Annotated in this window: 17 protein-coding genes and 1 pseudogene; 10 read left to right on the top strand and 8 right to left on the bottom strand. The window is 37.0% G+C overall.

Annotated elements, in window-relative coordinates; all coding sequences use genetic code 11:
• Positions 1-142: 142 nt before the first annotated feature.
• The gene (locus BMX02_RS11725; protein ID WP_167879295.1) at positions 143-301 is read right to left on the bottom strand and encodes a hypothetical protein; all 159 of its coding nucleotides are present in this window, start codon (positions 299-301) and stop codon (positions 143-145) included.
• Between the two features lie 82 nt (positions 302-383).
• Here BMX02_RS11725 and BMX02_RS00675 point away from each other — a divergent pair, with 82 nt between their 5' ends.
• Positions 384-575: a hypothetical protein gene (locus tag BMX02_RS00675; RefSeq protein ID WP_091688161.1), complete on the top strand. Its 192-nt coding sequence runs from the start codon at positions 384-386 to the stop codon at positions 573-575.
• 50 nt (positions 576-625) lie between these two features.
• On the opposite strand, the gene BMX02_RS00670 is transcribed toward BMX02_RS00675, so the two are convergent.
• The 4 genes and pseudogenes from BMX02_RS00670 to BMX02_RS12330 all read right to left on the bottom strand — a co-directional run.
• The gene (locus BMX02_RS00670; RefSeq protein WP_091688159.1) at positions 626-2,449 is read right to left on the bottom strand and encodes a hypothetical protein; all 1,824 of its coding nucleotides are present in this window, start codon (positions 2,447-2,449) and stop codon (positions 626-628) included.
• A 538-nt stretch (positions 2,450-2,987) separates the two neighbouring features.
• Positions 2,988-3,128, bottom strand: a complete 141-nt coding sequence (locus BMX02_RS12335) for an integrase (protein WP_394328876.1) — start codon at positions 3,126-3,128, stop codon at positions 2,988-2,990.
• 63 nt (positions 3,129-3,191) lie between these two features.
• Entirely contained in the window at positions 3,192-5,870 is a 2,679-nt protein-coding gene (locus BMX02_RS00660) for a TrlF family AAA-like ATPase (RefSeq protein WP_091688155.1), read from the bottom strand.
• Between the two features lie 591 nt (positions 5,871-6,461).
• A pseudogene (locus tag BMX02_RS12330) lies at positions 6,462-6,572 on the bottom strand (integrase); the annotation flags it as partial.
• A gap of 135 nt (positions 6,573-6,707) precedes the next feature.
• On the opposite strand from BMX02_RS12330, the gene BMX02_RS00650 reads away from it, so the two are divergent.
• Positions 6,708-7,457 (top strand): hypothetical protein, encoded by a 750-nt coding sequence (locus tag BMX02_RS00650; RefSeq protein WP_091688154.1) that lies wholly within the window; start codon positions 6,708-6,710, stop codon positions 7,455-7,457.
• A 712-nt stretch (positions 7,458-8,169) separates the two neighbouring features.
• Here the strand turns inward: BMX02_RS00650 and BMX02_RS00645 are convergent.
• Positions 8,170-9,192 (bottom strand): integrase, encoded by a 1,023-nt coding sequence (locus BMX02_RS00645; protein ID WP_091688152.1) that lies wholly within the window; start codon positions 9,190-9,192, stop codon positions 8,170-8,172.
• A gap of 124 nt (positions 9,193-9,316) precedes the next feature.
• On the opposite strand from BMX02_RS00645, the gene BMX02_RS00640 reads away from it, so the two are divergent.
• Entirely contained in the window at positions 9,317-9,511 is a 195-nt protein-coding gene (locus BMX02_RS00640) for a YegP family protein (RefSeq protein WP_091688150.1), read from the top strand.
• A 241-nt stretch (positions 9,512-9,752) separates the two neighbouring features.
• On the opposite strand, the gene BMX02_RS12205 is transcribed toward BMX02_RS00640, so the two are convergent.
• Positions 9,753-10,037, bottom strand: a complete 285-nt coding sequence (locus BMX02_RS12205; protein WP_210409172.1) for a tyrosine-type recombinase/integrase — start codon at positions 10,035-10,037, stop codon at positions 9,753-9,755.
• A gap of 4 nt (positions 10,038-10,041) precedes the next feature.
• Positions 10,042-10,251, bottom strand: a complete 210-nt coding sequence (locus BMX02_RS12325; RefSeq protein WP_394328875.1) for a tyrosine-type recombinase/integrase — start codon at positions 10,249-10,251, stop codon at positions 10,042-10,044.
• A 71-nt stretch (positions 10,252-10,322) separates the two neighbouring features.
• On the opposite strand from BMX02_RS12325, the gene BMX02_RS11720 reads away from it, so the two are divergent.
• From BMX02_RS11720 to BMX02_RS00600, 7 genes are all read left to right on the top strand, one after another.
• Positions 10,323-10,508, top strand: coding sequence for a hypothetical protein (locus BMX02_RS11720; protein WP_177165233.1), 186 nt, complete (start codon positions 10,323-10,325; stop codon positions 10,506-10,508).
• Between the two features lie 167 nt (positions 10,509-10,675).
• Positions 10,676-11,938 (top strand): rhodanese-like domain-containing protein, encoded by a 1,263-nt coding sequence (locus BMX02_RS00625; RefSeq protein WP_091688146.1) that lies wholly within the window; start codon positions 10,676-10,678, stop codon positions 11,936-11,938.
• The gene (gene egtD / locus BMX02_RS00620; protein WP_091688144.1) at positions 11,935-12,897 is read left to right on the top strand and encodes an L-histidine N(alpha)-methyltransferase; all 963 of its coding nucleotides are present in this window, start codon (positions 11,935-11,937) and stop codon (positions 12,895-12,897) included. The genes BMX02_RS00625 and egtD overlap by 4 nt, the downstream gene beginning before the upstream one ends.
• Positions 12,894-14,075: an aminotransferase class V-fold PLP-dependent enzyme gene (locus BMX02_RS00615; protein WP_091688142.1), complete on the top strand. Its 1,182-nt coding sequence runs from the start codon at positions 12,894-12,896 to the stop codon at positions 14,073-14,075. The genes egtD and BMX02_RS00615 overlap by 4 nt, the downstream gene beginning before the upstream one ends.
• Positions 14,072-14,488: a SufE family protein gene (locus BMX02_RS00610; RefSeq protein WP_091688140.1), complete on the top strand. Its 417-nt coding sequence runs from the start codon at positions 14,072-14,074 to the stop codon at positions 14,486-14,488. Before BMX02_RS00615 ends, BMX02_RS00610 begins: the two co-directional genes overlap by 4 nt.
• A 21-nt stretch (positions 14,489-14,509) precedes the next feature.
• Complete coding sequence (locus BMX02_RS00605; protein ID WP_091688137.1) at positions 14,510-14,995, top strand: hypothetical protein; 486 nt, start codon at positions 14,510-14,512, stop codon at positions 14,993-14,995.
• 141 nt (positions 14,996-15,136) lie between these two features.
• On the top strand, positions 15,137-15,721 hold the full coding sequence (locus tag BMX02_RS00600) for a metal-dependent hydrolase (RefSeq protein WP_091688135.1): 585 nt from the start codon (positions 15,137-15,139) through the stop codon (positions 15,719-15,721).
• The last annotated feature ends 1 nt before the right edge of the window (position 15,722 follow it).

Raw genomic sequence — 15,722 nt, 5'->3', positions numbered from 1 at the left:
AGAAAATCCCCATAAAATTAAGCATTTGCGACAAGTTTTTTCTCCAATATATGAAGAGTGAGCCGATCGTCCTTTATAGCCAGTCCAAACTTGAAGTTGACATACACAAGCAGATTATCACAAGTTGTAACAGGGATGTACATTATGCCAGCCCCATTGCTGCAAGCTGTTCGGCTGGCACTTCAACGAGTTCAGGCTTCCTGCAATGTGTACATATCACATTTCTTGTTTCCTCGTCTACTGAAGGGTAGTAGACAGTCTTTCCACAGTTTAGGCAAATCCATCTTGCTCTTGTTGTCATATTAACAATTCCCTGTAACTCTCTAGTATATACTACTGTATTGCAAACGTTTAACCCTGTTGGTATATACAGTAGTATATACATGAGTCCGAAAACTGACAACCCAAAAGCTCCACCCTCCAAGTCATATAGGCTGACCAATCGCACAATTGACAACCTCGTCTATCTTGTAAATGTTGGTGCAGCAAAGAATCACACAGATGCAATTGAAAAAGCAGTTGAGCATATGGCAACTGAAGAACGGACAAAAGAAAAGTTAAAAGAGAAAATGTAATCCAGAAATAAAAAGCAGGGGATGGAGGTTCAGAGTTTTAGAGAATATAATCACTTGAACCTTTTTATAAACCGCAAGTAATAGCTTCCAAAAAGGGGGTCCTTGGTATAAATTTGATATCTAACCTTTTTCCCTTTTTTTATCTTTTTCGATTTTAGGTATGGGATATCAGCTTCAATTAAATCGATTATCACTTTTATGCCATCTGGTGGGATTATTGTCAACTCGTCTTCATCTAACTGGTTAACCACTCCATCTCCGATGAACACATGCGATTTCAACTCATTTTCCGGCTCGAGGCAAATTTTATTTAATCCGTAAGGATTCATAATCATCTTTGTATAGTCCACTCCACTTAGAATCTTACCGTCTTGATATTTTCTCGTTGTAATAACGTTTCCTTTTTTGAGCTTTATCTCTTGCATTGGTCTATCGTCAGAATGTTCACAAAATCTTTCGGAGTTAAATTGTGTGAAAGGTATTACCTTTATACCCTTATATTCGTTTATTGGCTCGGGATGTAGCGTCACCATATAAGCATCTATAGTTTTGTCTTCAGTTAAAAAATTGTAATTGCCATCTACTTTTAGTAATTCAATTTTATGGTGGAATTTTTCTAATTGTTTTTGTAATTCTCTCTTTCTTTTTTCAATTGATCTTCTCTTAAAGAAGTTATATCCAATATCCCAATGCTTACATTCAACTATTACAGATTTTTTTTCATTGAATCCAGCTACATCTAATTCAAAACTACGTGTTTTTCCATTTATTGTATCGTTTTCATCAACAACATCAAAATTAAGTAAAGGATTGTTGTCGTTTGGGTTATTCACGTCATATCCAAATAAATTAAGAGACATAAAAACAAGTTCTTCAAATTGAGTCCCCAAATTTGTTTTTTCTAGAATAAGTTCATTGTCATATTTTTGTGAATATAATAATTGAAGATAATATTTGCATGTATTAGGAAGTACAAAACATAAGTTTTCGACTTCGACAATCAATGGAAATTCTATGTTCACTAATTTATCATAAGTTTCATCTTGATTATAATCAATTTCTGATAGCGAATTAAGTATTTGATTTTTAGTTGTTGGTATTATGTTTCCCGAATTTTCACTTTTACTTATTAATTCAGGAACAAAAAGATGTGAAAAAATACTAGCTATATGCTCAATTTCGCCAATGAACTGAACATTTGATTTTAGGCCTGTTGACAACTTAGAAGTGCCTGCTGCAAATTGGAAGCCATATCTAAACCGGTTTAGATCACTATTCCAAAATGGTTTTTGTGACCATTGCTTTGGGCCACCTTCTTCCAGCATTATTTCTCTATCTGAGTATAGACCATTTCTAATAGCTACAAGTCTATTAAAGTTCCAATCTTCGGTGAATCTACCTACAGCAATTTCTTTTTGCTGCTGCAAATCATGTTCATTCATTGCATATTCTGATATTTTGTTTTTAGGTATTTTTATACCAACTACATAATCGTCTTGTATTAAAGAATGGTTAACAAACAGTTCTTGGAATTCAAACTCATAAATGTGAAGTAATTCTTGAAGGTCTTCATAACTAATTTTTTTATGACCAAAGTTATTTGAATTTTTAGATAGCACATCTTTAATGGCATAGCTTGTTGAGCAGATATGTCGGAGATTAGTTACCAACATTGTCGCTACTTCTAAAGTAGCACACAAAGAACCAATTATTGATTTCTGAGTATATGATTTAAACAATTTGTTTTTCTTAACTGACTTTTCTGATAGGGTTTTTCCACTATCACTTAACGATTCACTTTTGCTCAGTAATTCTATACCTTCACATCTGGGGCACCATAATGCCGTATCATCTATTCTTTTACCTACGAGCAATACGTGGCCACATTTTTCGCATGGGATGAAAACCCTCTCCTACTTCACATCAAATATACATTGAAAACATCTTAGAATAGACAACTGTATTTTTAATGATAAGCTTTTCGATATTTCAACTTTCCTTGTTATATCCCGGTGTGACAGCTTCATGTATGTCACAAATTCAATCTACTCTTCTATCCGAGAAACCACTCATCAAAGGCAACTCCATCATACTCCTGATTGTCAAAGTAGGTACGAAGACTTATACACTGACCAAATGTGCATTATCAACAGTTGTGGCCGAGCGATCTTGAATGAAGCTAGATACACTTTCAGTAATAGACAATAAAAATAGAACAGTTGGTACGCATGGAACACTTACTAGATGTACAGTAAAGTAGAATGCATGGTACACTTTTACCTTTATATTAATATCATTTTTTGATAATAATACATTGTACTGGTGAATGCACTGCATCATACCCCATACATAAGAAGTGTTCCAACTGATCCAAGTGTTCAAGCTTTGGAAACTGTGAATACCATACATGAATCATATCGAAAAGTCCCCCATAATCCTCCTGTACTCATCTTTTGCCTGCTGCACTTTATTTAGATAATGAGCACTTCCAACGGTCATAGAACCCCGTCCTTGGATGAAGTCTGCGAGGCTCTCGTTGACTCCTTCCTTTATTATGACGTTGAGATTTTTAAATTCAATTCAATTCAGTTTTTAATCAATTGTGATCAAAAAAAATTAAATCTTGACTTTTATACCATATTTTTGACTACGTTTTTGGAAAGCTTCAGGACCACCTTCAAGTACTTTTAAATGTTTCATTATTTCTTTATCTTCTAAACCCCTAGCTCTTTCAACAGTACAGGTATTTTTTCTTGGTATCTTTTTTACTTTTATCACTAATTCGGCATCTCCAATTACAGGAATATTTGGATTATGAGTTGAAATTATGAGCTGACGATTATGTTTTATTTTGCGTATAGTCTCAACAATATTTTCAATTATGAAGGCATGATCAATTTCATCTTCAGGTTGATCAATAATTAATGGTTTCTCCTTGTTTAACATAACAATTGACAATATGGCACTGCATTTCTCTCCGAATGAAAGTTCGTTTAAAGGAGTAAAATCATATTCTCCTTCTTTTTTAAGACAAATTTTTGGGACATCTTCCATCTTTATGGTTTGAATTTCATATAACTGTTCTAATTCTGGATATTGAATTAATTTAGAAGTTGCATCCGATGTAATCCCCAAAGCTTCTATAGCTGCATTGTCTTTCAATAAAATTAAATCAGCTAACTTCATGGGAGTAATCTTATTGTCAATTAAATTTGCCCACAATCTATCTCGATTTTTTATCCCTGATCCATCATATATTTCATTCAATTTCATAATAAATTGATCAGGATCGGATGCAACATCGATAGATATTTTAACTCTATTTTCTAATTGATCATTGAAATTATTAGCCAACTCTAACCGTTTTTTACTGAGGGCACTTCTATTTTGATCAAGTTTTTGGATTAGCTCATCTCTATTCTTTTTATGCTCTTGAATTATCCCTCCCAGTTTTTCAATCTTCGGTTTTATTTCTTCAGTAATAATTTTCAAATCCATTTTCTTTTCTTGTAATTCCTTAAAAATAACGGCTCTATCAGTCACTCCGAGTTCTTTTAATTTTTCGGCCAACTTGTCGTATTCACCATCATATTTTATTTTCCAATCATCTCTAATTTTTGTTAGCTTAATTACCTCTTCCACCAAAGATTTGTGTAATGTTTCTTCCATGTCTTTAATAGAGTCTTTCAGAGAATTGAATAATAGAGAATATTGTTTAATATCATCATTGTTGGGGGTTTGACTAGGAAGGTTGGGGAGTGAATTCAACTCATAAATAATATTTTTAGATAATTCGCAAATCTCTTTTTCTCTTTGTTCAGATAAATCAAAGAATCTCTTCTCATCTTCCCATTTATCTTGGTGTAAAAAAATGTCATCTTCTGTATGTTTTACAAGTTCCGAAATACGTTTTACAATTTCTTCCTCGTTAGAAGCTTTTGTAATTTCTCCATTTAATGTTGTTTGAGTTTTAATAATTGATTCGGAATTTGTCTTTAATTTCGACAATATAGCTTCTTCTTCTTTGATGTATGGCTTTGTCCCGATATACTCATCTATCAATTTCCTTTGTTCATCAACTCTTTTTGTTAAGCCGAACACTTCCCCTTGGGCAAAAATTTCAATTGGAAATAATTCAATTGGGGACTTTTCTATACGCAAAGGCTCAATAGGAGTTACTTCAAAAATTTGGGGTTCAGAATCTAGTTTTCTAACTAATTTACTTTTTGGACCACTCTCTGAAAAGTCCATGGTTCTTTGAATAATATATTCTTTGCCACTAAAGCAAAGGAAAACTTTGACTTTATCACCTATGTTAAGAAAGCTAGTAATTCGATCAATGAATAATTTTTCATCTTCCATTAACTTGGGCTCAAATCCAAAGGTGAATCGAATTAAGTCGATCAATGCGGATTTACCGGCCCCACGCCCACCAATAATGACATTTAAGTTGGGATTTAGTGAAATTTGTTCACCTGAATAAAGCCCTCCCATTATTGAAATACCTGTTAAATGCAGAAATGAAGGCTCTGTAGGGGTTAGATAAGAACATCGTAGATTAGGTTCAAAAACAAGCTGTTGTATTCCTGTGAAATTACATTCATCCATCTTAAGCCAACAAGTTTTCGAACAAATGTCATCAGGTTTATGCGAATCAGATGAAAAGATAAACGGAATATCTGTAAATTTAAGGTTTTTTCTTACGTATTCAATGGTTTTCTCTGGTGATTCAGAATCAGCATTTAATTCTAAAATATCAATTTTTTCAAGTGTTTTTAATCGATCTTGGCCAGTTAAACCCCCAATTACTCCTTTATCGGATTTACAGTGCGCTCCAACCACTATTCCATTAAAAGGTTCATTATGGGCTATATCGCATACAGAAGAAGGACTTAATTCGGAAATAGGTTCTGGATTCCCCCAATTATCCGGTACTATTTTAATTTGAGATAAAAAATGTCCAACTTTTTTTGAATCAGTGTCTTCAGGGAATAGTACAGTTAAATGAATATTTCCAGTTGATACTTCCACACCTGGTATAATTCGAATTTTCCAATTATTTCTCTTCCTTTGATTTTTAGCTGCACTTATTAGTTTATCAATCCACTGCCCACTATTATGGTCCGTAACAGCTATCATTTCAAAATCTTTATCTTCAAAATATTTTAAGAATTCATATTCATTTATATCTCCCCAACCCCCATCTTTAGAAGCCGGAGAATGAACATGTAGGTCAACCTTTCTGAAACCGTTTCCGCAATGGTGAGATTTGATATCTTGAAGTTCTTCCATCATATAAATTACCTCGAGATTAATTTTTAAAGAGAGAGTGACAATTCAAGCTTTTTAACCATTCCATTAAAATCATTGGTTAAAAGGCTATACGACAATATTAACTTTACTAAATTATATTAAACAACAAAATGTTTAATTAAAAAGAAGAACTCAAAAATAAACTCATTTTCATCATGTATCTCAACCTTCCTACTTAACATGAGATGAACATTAAAATCAGATGTCAGACGAATCTCAGTTAACAGTATGCCTTATCCAACGACTACATAATGCCATCCCTGTCAAGTAGTGGTCAACGATCGTATCATCGAGCTGATCATACTTCTTCAGATGCGAGGATAAATTAATCCTTAGCTTTCCTTGTAATAAAATGATGGAACCGTAGACAACAATTAACATCCATCGTCCGAACACTGACCTAGGTGCCCAATGTCGTGATTAAGACTTCGTACACCATCTGCATCACCAAAGCCCTCAGACGTCTAATGACAAACGTGAGGCACTTTTGTAGAAATTAATAATATGAGTGCAAGAGGTGCGATTCGAATTCACAACCTCCTACGAGAATGAATCCTAAGATCCAAAATTCGATTATATTGAAAAGTCCCCCATGATCCTCCTGTACTCATCTTTTGCCTGCTGTACTTTGTTGAGATAATGGGCACATCCAACAGTTGCAGGTGCGCGGCCTTGTATGAAATCAGCTAAACTCTCTCTCTAAATATTTCAACATAACAATTAGTTTTATCTATATTGTTATCCCATTAAACTTATACTGATAATCACAAAACAATAGATTGATGGATTCGTTCCAAGACACTACAACATTACAGACTTATGGAAACAGATATAATAGTTGCAATAATTTTAACTTTTGGTACAGTTTTAGCTGCTGCTATAGGCATTTATAAGAAGAAATCTACTGAACTTGAAATGCAAAAAACGAAATCTTCCGCTACAACGGCGGCAGCAGATATAAGTGGGACAGTAGTGACACTTTCAGGTTCCAATCATAGGGTAACGATTGCCAACTCAAAAAAGCAACCTTCTAAACTCGAACTTGTATCAGTAGATTTTGATGAATCAACGGACGAATATGCAAAGTTAGACATAAAAATAAGAAATGTTGGCGATGAACCGGCTTACATAAAATCAGTTCGGTTTGTCGTATCAGATGTATTTGTTCCTATTGAATTCAGAGAAATACAATACTCAATGCAACCAGTTACATGGGAGTATGATGTTATGTTTGGAAGCAATCCTGGCATTTTAAAGTGTAATGTTTCACAGGTTGTTGAGCCAAATGGAACTGATCGATTTACTATTAAAATGGCACAAAATGAGAGTCCACCTCTGCTTTTTATGCTTGCAAGATTTCGTTTAGAAATTGTCTATAACGAAAATGACAATCACCTTGACAGTGAGAATTTAATTTGCTTAATCAATCCAGGTGTTCAAGTCGATGGCTGCTTCATTGCCGATACTGATACAAAAAAGCTACAATGGAATATTGAAAAAACAAAAGAATTTAAAAAGCTCACGGGAACGCGAAGTTCTGCAGCTGATAAACTGTTTGAAGAAATATAATGGATCTAATGATATGAAAACAAAAAAACTTAAGTTATTCATATACCTCGGACTTACATTTTTCTTTTGAGTACTCTCTGCTTACCTAGCTATTAATCTTTTTGTTCTACTTGTGATGTGGCTTTTCAAGATGTACGATGTGATTAATGTTAGTGACATTTACATTTTATACAATCATACCAACCTCTTCACAGCACGAGTATTCAAAATCAAATTTCTACTTTTTCTTATCCTTTTTTTAATGCCCTAAAACGTACTCCTGCCAACTCCAAGCCTCTCCTTCACATGAGCATTGAGAGCAAACGGCTTATCAGTCTTTGTATTTTGCTTCATGTAATGGAGAGTACCTTTAGAGAACCCCATCTTCTTCCCCAGCAGAGGGAATCATAAATGGAACGGTTGGTACACATGGAACACTTTCTAGAGATACAGAGAAGTAGAATACATGGTACGCTTTTACCTTTCTATTAAAATCATTTTTTGATAATAATACACTGTACTTGCAAATACCATGCATCACACTGTATACATGAGAAGTGTTCCAACTGTTCCATGTGTTCAATCTTTGGAAACTGTGAACATCACACATGAATCATATCGAAAACTTCCCCATAATCCTCCTGTACTCATCTTTTGCCTGCTGCACTTTATTTAGATAATGAGCGCTTCCAACAGTAGTAGCTGCACAGCCCTGTATCCAGTATTTTTAAATTCATATAGCTATGATTTCCATTAAAGAAGGAATGACTTTTTTATAATTTAAAGTCGAATTATTTAACTTATCCAAATAATTTGTCATCAAAACAGAACCATTAGAATGTCCAACCATGTATTTAATCAGAGATTCTTGGATCCCTGCTTTTACACATTTATCTATGAAAAAATTTCGTCCGTATTTAAGTGGAAGTCCTCTTTCCCGAATGTATCTTCTCGCATAACCTTCATTTATGTTTACCTTCATCAATTGCCCTGCAAAATCTGTAGGCATAAATGCTTTGAAGGCCTTTTTGTTGCCGCGTTCCCAATCAAGATCATAATATGCAACACCTTCTTCATAGTGTAATTTTTTATCGTCAAATTCAGTTAATATTTTGATTGCTTCTATAATTCTGATTCCACTATAGTAGATGAGTTGCATAAGTAACTTCATTTCTTCTTTGTCGCATTTATCTAAAACAGCCCTAACCGTTTCGTCTTTTGGTACGAAGGTATCGGTTCCATTTTTCTTGATTTTAAGTACTTCCTTTAATTCGATGCCCCATTCTTTTGATATCAAACGTTTTTCTATAGAATAATTAATGAGATTTCTTATGCTTTTAGCAAAGGAATTCCAACCTTTGTTAACAGTGGTTGAAATGTTAATTAAATCCTCTATATTTTCTATCACTACGCCTTTCAGATATCGATCTAAATATCTGATATATGATTTTGCAGTGGGTTCACCAATTCTATTGTACACCCATTTTTCAAAATCTATTTTTATAGATGTGTAATCAATTTTAGGAACTCCAACAGAAACCATTTTTGACGAGTTAAATGAGTCAACTGACCTCGTTTTCGAGGAGCTTCCCAAGCTTAGAACCCGGGTTCGAATCCCGGCAGTCGCATGGGTTTCTGATAGCGATTTTAGCTGTTGTTCCAGTGAAGCTACTCTTGTTTCGAGGTCGGAATTGTCAGTTTTTTGTATAACTTTTATGTCGCCATCGAAGTTTTCGTCGAGGGAGATTACGAACAAAGGCTTTCCGAACGAAAAGTATTTAGGTCAAACCCGCATAAGAATTTAATAGAAGTCAATAATCGGTGTTATGCTGCTGTGTAACACATTGTTAATAGATTATTTTACTGAAAGGGGTGAGAATATGTCAAAGTTTGAGATATATACTGACAAGAGTGGAAAATACAGGTTCAGGCTCAAAGCAAGGAATGGAGAAATCATAGCAACAGGTCAGGGCTATTCGACCAAAGCAGGCTGCTTGAATGGTATAGAGTCTGTCAAGAACAATGCTATGGATGCCGAGATAGTTGAGATCGAAACACCCTCTGAGGAAGAATAAGTTTTCATTCCGGATATTCGGAATGGATTTTTAAACATATATAAACTTTTTAATATTTTAATATGTTGTGACTGCCCACATTTCCACTGGAAATCAAAAGCAAATCATTCGAATGCGAGTCCTCCAACATCGGCTTTGTTATTGTATCCACCAATAAATATGGGGGGAGGAATCCGAACCTCCTATTCCTTCAAAATCGGAAATGTCAAACAGATGCTCCTTCTACTGTAGCTATTTTCCATCACCCCATCAAACTCCCCACATGCTGCTTAATAAAGTCTCTTTCAATATCCGGTGTAATCCTCGCACAATACTTCGCAGTAGTCATCGTACTGCTATGATTCAACCTGAACGAAATAACTTCCATAGGAACACCTTGTGACAGCAAATACGTCGCCAATCCATGCCTGAAAAAGTGTGGATGAATCTTCCTTATTCCTGCAATTTCCGAGTACTCTTCAAGCATCCTATTGACATACTGCCTCGTAATCACCTTCTCGTCCTTGCCAAAGCCCTTGAAAAGCACGCCTTCAACCCTTCCATGTCCTGATATAATTGGAAATAATCAATGCAATATCCGAATCAATACTCAATGTATGCCAAATCCTCCTATTTTTCACATAGAAGCGGATTGTCAGTTTGTTGAAATCAATATCCTCAGTCCTGATACTCAGAACATCGCTAATCCTTCCTCCTGTAACCCACATCATCTGCAAGAGGAGTTTGTTCCTTTCCTTAATCTGAAGGTTCCTGAGAGCCTTCCTTTCCTTTCCATTCCATCATACTTCACCTCAACTGCTCTGAGCAGGGTTTGATACTCGTTGATTGTGAGGTGGTCGGTCTGTTCGCACTGGGAGGGATCGGGCCGACCCTCAGTGCCATTGTCCTGACATACCGTACACAGGGTCGGGAAGGGCGTTATAATACGCTGACTCAGCTTGACAAAATCCCCTTATGTGCTTTCACCATTTCCTTTTTGCTTCCCGGTCATAAATGATGGTACAAGATCATGCAGTTCCTCCGGAGAATACCTGATCGCAAGCCTACGCACGATTCCCAGTACCAGTATCAATGCTGCAAGAGCAAGGATGAATCCGGCATCTAAGGATTATTACAATGTCAAATCCCAAACAATAATATAATAATTAAGATAAATTATATTGTATGGGGGAAATTACAACTAAAGAATTAGCTGAAAACTTGCATAAGTATAAGGTAATTGATATCAGGCCTATTGATGCTTATAATGGATGGAAGGAAGGTGGAGAGGCAAGAGGCGGACACATAAAAGGTGCAAAAACGCTACCGTACAAATGGTTACACTATATTGACTGGATAGAGATCGTCAGAAATAAAGGAATTCTGCCGGAAGATCCTCTGGTCATTTATGGGTATGACATGCATAAAACAGAAGAAGTGGCAAGGCAATTTGAAAAGGCCGGCTACCCTGATGTAACTGTTTTCAACTCTTTTCTTGAATGGGCGGAAAAAGATCTACCCATGGAACATCTTGAAAGATACAGTCAACTGGTCTCAGCGGATTGGCTCGATCAATTGATCACTACAAATAACGCGCCGGAATATAACAATAATAAGTTCGTGTTATGTCATTCTCACTACAGGAACCCTTCCGATTATGAGAAAGGGCATATTCCGGGAGCAATATCTATTGACACCAACTCCCTTGAATATGAGGACACATGGAATCGCCGCTCGCCTGAAGAACTAAAGGAAGTCCTGGAAAATGCAGGCATAACACATGATACCACAGTCATTCTTTATGGAAGATTCTCCTCACCAAATAATGATGATCCGTTTCCAGGAAGCAGCGCAGGCCATCTGGGTGCAATGAGGTGCGCATTCATCATGCTTTATGCCGGCGTAAAAGATGTTCGCATACTTAATGGCGGTATTCAGTCATGGCTTGATTCAGGTTATGAGATCACCAAGGATCCTGCTAAAAATAATAAAGTATCTTTTGGAATTGACATTCCTCAAAAACCGGAAATTCTTGTTGATCTTGAAGAAGCAAAAGAGATCCTTTCCTCTCCTGACAAAAACCTGGTGTGCATTAGAAGCTGGAGAGAATACATTGGAGAAGTAAGTGGTTATCATTATATTGAGGAGAAGGGAAGGATCCCGGGAGCAGTATTCGGAGATTGCGGAACAGATGCCTACCACATGGAAAACTACAGGAACCTGGATCATACCATGAGCGAAGCTCAGGAAGTTGCAGAAATTTGGGAGAAGATCGGAATTGTTCCCGAAAAGCGCAACGCATTCTACTGCGGAACAGGCTGGAGGGGTAGTGAAGCTTTCTTTAACGCATGGCTTATGGGCTGGGATAAAGCAGCAGTCTATGATGGTGGATGGCTTGAATGGAGCAATAACGATCTTCCTTCTGAAAGGGGAGTACCCAAACAATGATCATAGAAGATTTCATGCCAAAGATCGGAGATAGTTCCATTAGGGAAAAACTAGCAGCGTGCCTGAGATCAGATCCTAAAACACTTCCTTCCATGTTCTTCTACGACCATCATGGATCCGAATTGTATGAGAAGATCACTAAGTTAGAAGAATACTATTCTTCAAAGATCGAGATCCCATTGCTTAGGTCAACTGCTCAAAAATTGAAACAAGAGCTGGAAGAAAGCGATCTTGTGGAGCTTGGAAGTGGGGACTGTTCTAAAATTTCAGTATTTCTCGATGAAGTGCCAAGAGAGATTCGTCAGACTATAGTATACTATCCAGTTGACGTCTGCAAAGATTCTATAGAGAAATCTGCCTGTAACCTTCAGGATAAATATCCCGAAATGGGAATCCATGGTATTACTGCTGACTTCCTTGAGCATATTGAAAAGATTCCGGGAAAAAGAAAAAGGTTCTTCTGTTTCTTCGGAAGCACAAACGGCAATCTTACTGAAGAAAAAGCAATTGAATTCATGGCAGATCTCGGCAAGGTCATGAATGAGAACGATAGGCTTCTCCTTGGAGTGGATATGGTAAAAGATATTGGCATCATCGAGAAAGCCTACAATGATAGCCAGGGGATCACTGCAGAATTCAATAAGAACATATTGAAGGTTGCAAATGATCATCTTGAGACCGATTTTGATCCGGAGGAATTTGAGCATGTTGCATTCTTCAACAGGGAATATTCCCGGATCGAGATGCACCTGAAAGCAAAAACAGATCAGGAAGTAGCAAGCCCCATATTAAATGAGAAAATAATCTTCAAAAAAGGAGAGATGATCCACACAGAAAATTCTCACAAATATACTGTTGATGGTATCAAAAAAATGGCAGAGGCTGCAGGGCTTTCCGTAGAGAATATCTTTAGCGATGATAAAAAATGGTTCTCTCTTGTTGAAATGGTGAAAAGATGACAGATTTTGCAAAAGATTTTCCGATACTTGCACAAAAGGTGTACGGGAAAAGATTGGTTTATCTTGACAATGCAGCAACAACCCAAAAACCAGACTCTGTGATCGATACGATATCTGAGTTCTATAGGACAGATTATAGTAATATCCATAGGGGCGTGCATTACCTGAGCGAGGTCTCAAGTGAAAGGTATGAGGAAGCAAGAAAAAAAGTTAGTGACTTCATAGGTGCTCGCAACCCGAGTGAAGTGACATTTACTTCCGGAACAACCGGTTCCATTAATCAGGTCGCACGCTCGCTTGGATCTTCCTTAAGGGGAAACGAAGTTTTGGTAACCGGTGTGGAACACCACTCAAATATTGTACCATGGCAGCTTGCAGGAGCAAAAGTAAAGGCAATTCCGATGGATGACGATTGCAATTTGCTGATAGACTCAATGGAGATCACGAATAAAACAAAATTGATAGCGATAGCTCATGTTTCAAATGTTCTTGGTTCTGTAAATGAGATCAAAGAGATCACTGAAATTGCCAAAGATCACGACATCCCGGTTCTGGTGGATGCAGCCCAGTCAATACAGCATTTACCTCTTGACGTAAAAGACATCGATTGCGACTTTTTGGCTTTCTCAGGCCATAAGATGTATGCATCAACCGGAGTTGGAGTGCTTTATACAAGCGATCGCTTCAGTGATATTATGCCGGCAATAGGCGGAGGGGGCATGGTTGATAAAGTAAGTCTTGAAAAAACAACTTATCTAGATCCTCCTTTGAGGTTTGAAGCAGGCACACCAGATATTGCAGGAGCAATAAGTATCGGTGCAGCAATTGATCACATGCAAAAAATAGGCATGGATAAAATAAAAAAGCATGAGCATGATGTCCATTCCTACGCAAGAGATAAACTGCTGGAAATGGATATTGTGACAGTTTATGGAAATACTAATGAGATGTGCGGAGCTGTCTCATTCAATCTGGACAATATTCACCATTATGATACAGGATTGATATTAGACAAGATGGGGGTTGCTGTCAGGACCGGACATCATTGTGCCCAGCCACTGATGAGATTCCTCGGAGTAGAAGGCACAGTGAGAGCAAGTTTTGCATTGTATAATACAAAAGAAGATGTTGACATGCTGGTTGAAGGAATAAATAAAGTAGAGATGATGTACAAGTGAACGATGCTATTCAGGATGAAATTATAAAAGAATTTGACGGTCTTGAATGGTTTGACAAATATGGTCTCCTTATTTCTTTTGCTAAAGAACTCGAACCGATGGATGAAGAGTTTAAGACTGAAGACAATTCGATCAGCGGATGCCAATCCAAAGTTTGGATCAGAAGTTATAATAAAGATGGCAAATTGATCTTTGATCTCGATAGTGATGCGATGATAACTAAAGGGATCATTGCTCTTGTAGCTAAGGTAGTAAACAACCGAGCCCCTCAAGAGATATTAAATGCTGACCTATATTTTATTGACAAAATTGGATTGAAGTCAAATCTCTCCCCTGCAAGATCAAATGGACTGGAGTCGATCATCAGTAGGATAAAAGAGGTAGCTGAAAAAGAGGCTTCCCAAATAAATTGATTAAGATGGGATGTGATTGAGATGAACGATAAGCAAAAAGAAGGTATGAGAGTCTTAATGAGAGAGGTCGGTGTTGAGGATAATGAGGAGGCTGTCAAGATTGCAAAGATTGGAGTGGGTATTGGCCTAGTTGGCCTGATCTTTGGGCTGGCGGCTATTGGCATGGTTTTGCAGAGCAATGGACTTGTTGAGGAAGTTGTGGATACTATTGTTTTGATGGGAGATGTTCAGAACAATCATGTGAATCTGACGATGCAGGATAACCAGAGGATTGACAGATTGGAAGAAGAGGTTTTCGAGAAGGAAGAGTCTTTGATTAAAATAACTAATGATACGATTGAATATTATGATTTGGAGTATCTGGTTGTGAGAGAGAATATGAGTGGGAATGTGATGATTTTCGGGGATTTTAATGCCGATGGTTCACATGTAGAATGGGATAGTTCTGTGATGTATTCTGTTTTGGAAGATACTAATGAGAGTATAACGATTCGGATGGAGAAGTGATTGTGGTGATGGTGAAAGGGCATAGAGTGTGAAGCGGAATTTTGGAGAATGATCTTTTCATTGGATCAGTAGTAGAGCCATTAAACACCCCACCAGCATATCTCAGATAATTTTATACCCTCAGGTGTTCTATCTATTAATATGCCATATCCAGTTGCGCATGTTATGTTCTTCGTGTTCTGCATCTGTGCAATAGCAGTCTATACAATCTTTGTGGCGCTCCTTCGCAGAGATATTTCATCCAGAGATATCAGGCATCTCCTGTTGCTGCTGTTTATAGGAGCGTTTTTTGCACTGTACCCGGACATTACGGCTGGTTATAATATCATTGTGAATGGTACTCTGGAACACACCCTGATCGGACCAATCCCAACGCATTCACTGCTGTTCAGTTCCTTTGCACTCCTGTTTGGAGCGATTATTGGATATATGCTATATCGGGAATTTGGCAAGGCTGTATATATGGGGCTTTTTGCCGAGTCTGCGTCCCTTTCGCATCTATTGCTGGATGATCTTGCCAGAGGCGGCATACATTATTTTTATCCAATATCCAGTAGAGCGATCAGTGTGTTCTCGTATATGGATGTAGGATTGGCATGTGGTAATCTCATAAATTATATGCTCGCATCCTATGCAGCGGTTTTCTATCTCATTGCTGTGATGATGATGGCATTGTTTGCGTTGAATCACCTTGGTTTTGAGTTCAGATATAGGTCCGAAAAGTGAG

Source organism: Methanococcoides vulcani, from assembly GCF_900111645.1.
Lineage (GTDB): Archaea > Halobacteriota > Methanosarcinia > Methanosarcinales > Methanosarcinaceae > Methanococcoides > Methanococcoides vulcani.
This window is presented reverse-complemented; position numbering and strand designations above follow the sequence as displayed.

Coding starts and splice junctions, on each gene's coding strand:
- BMX02_RS00615 (WP_091688142.1), top strand. CDS start 12,894: ATGACAGATTTTGCAAAAGATTTTCCGATACTTGCACAAAAGGTGTAC.
- BMX02_RS00650 (WP_091688154.1), top strand. CDS start 6,708: ATGGAAACAGATATAATAGTTGCAATAATTTTAACTTTTGGTACAGTT.
- BMX02_RS00605 (WP_091688137.1), top strand. CDS start 14,510: ATGAACGATAAGCAAAAAGAAGGTATGAGAGTCTTAATGAGAGAGGTC.
- BMX02_RS00640 (WP_091688150.1), top strand. CDS start 9,317: ATGTCAAAGTTTGAGATATATACTGACAAGAGTGGAAAATACAGGTTC.
- BMX02_RS00625 (WP_091688146.1), top strand. CDS start 10,676: ATGGGGGAAATTACAACTAAAGAATTAGCTGAAAACTTGCATAAGTAT.
- BMX02_RS00675 (WP_091688161.1), top strand. CDS start 384: ATGAGTCCGAAAACTGACAACCCAAAAGCTCCACCCTCCAAGTCATAT.
- BMX02_RS00660 (WP_091688155.1), bottom strand. CDS start 5,870: ATGATGGAAGAACTTCAAGATATCAAATCTCACCATTGCGGAAACGGT.
- egtD (WP_091688144.1), top strand. CDS start 11,935: ATGATCATAGAAGATTTCATGCCAAAGATCGGAGATAGTTCCATTAGG.
- BMX02_RS00600 (WP_091688135.1), top strand. CDS start 15,137: ATGCCATATCCAGTTGCGCATGTTATGTTCTTCGTGTTCTGCATCTGT.
- BMX02_RS11725 (WP_167879295.1), bottom strand. CDS start 301: ATGACAACAAGAGCAAGATGGATTTGCCTAAACTGTGGAAAGACTGTC.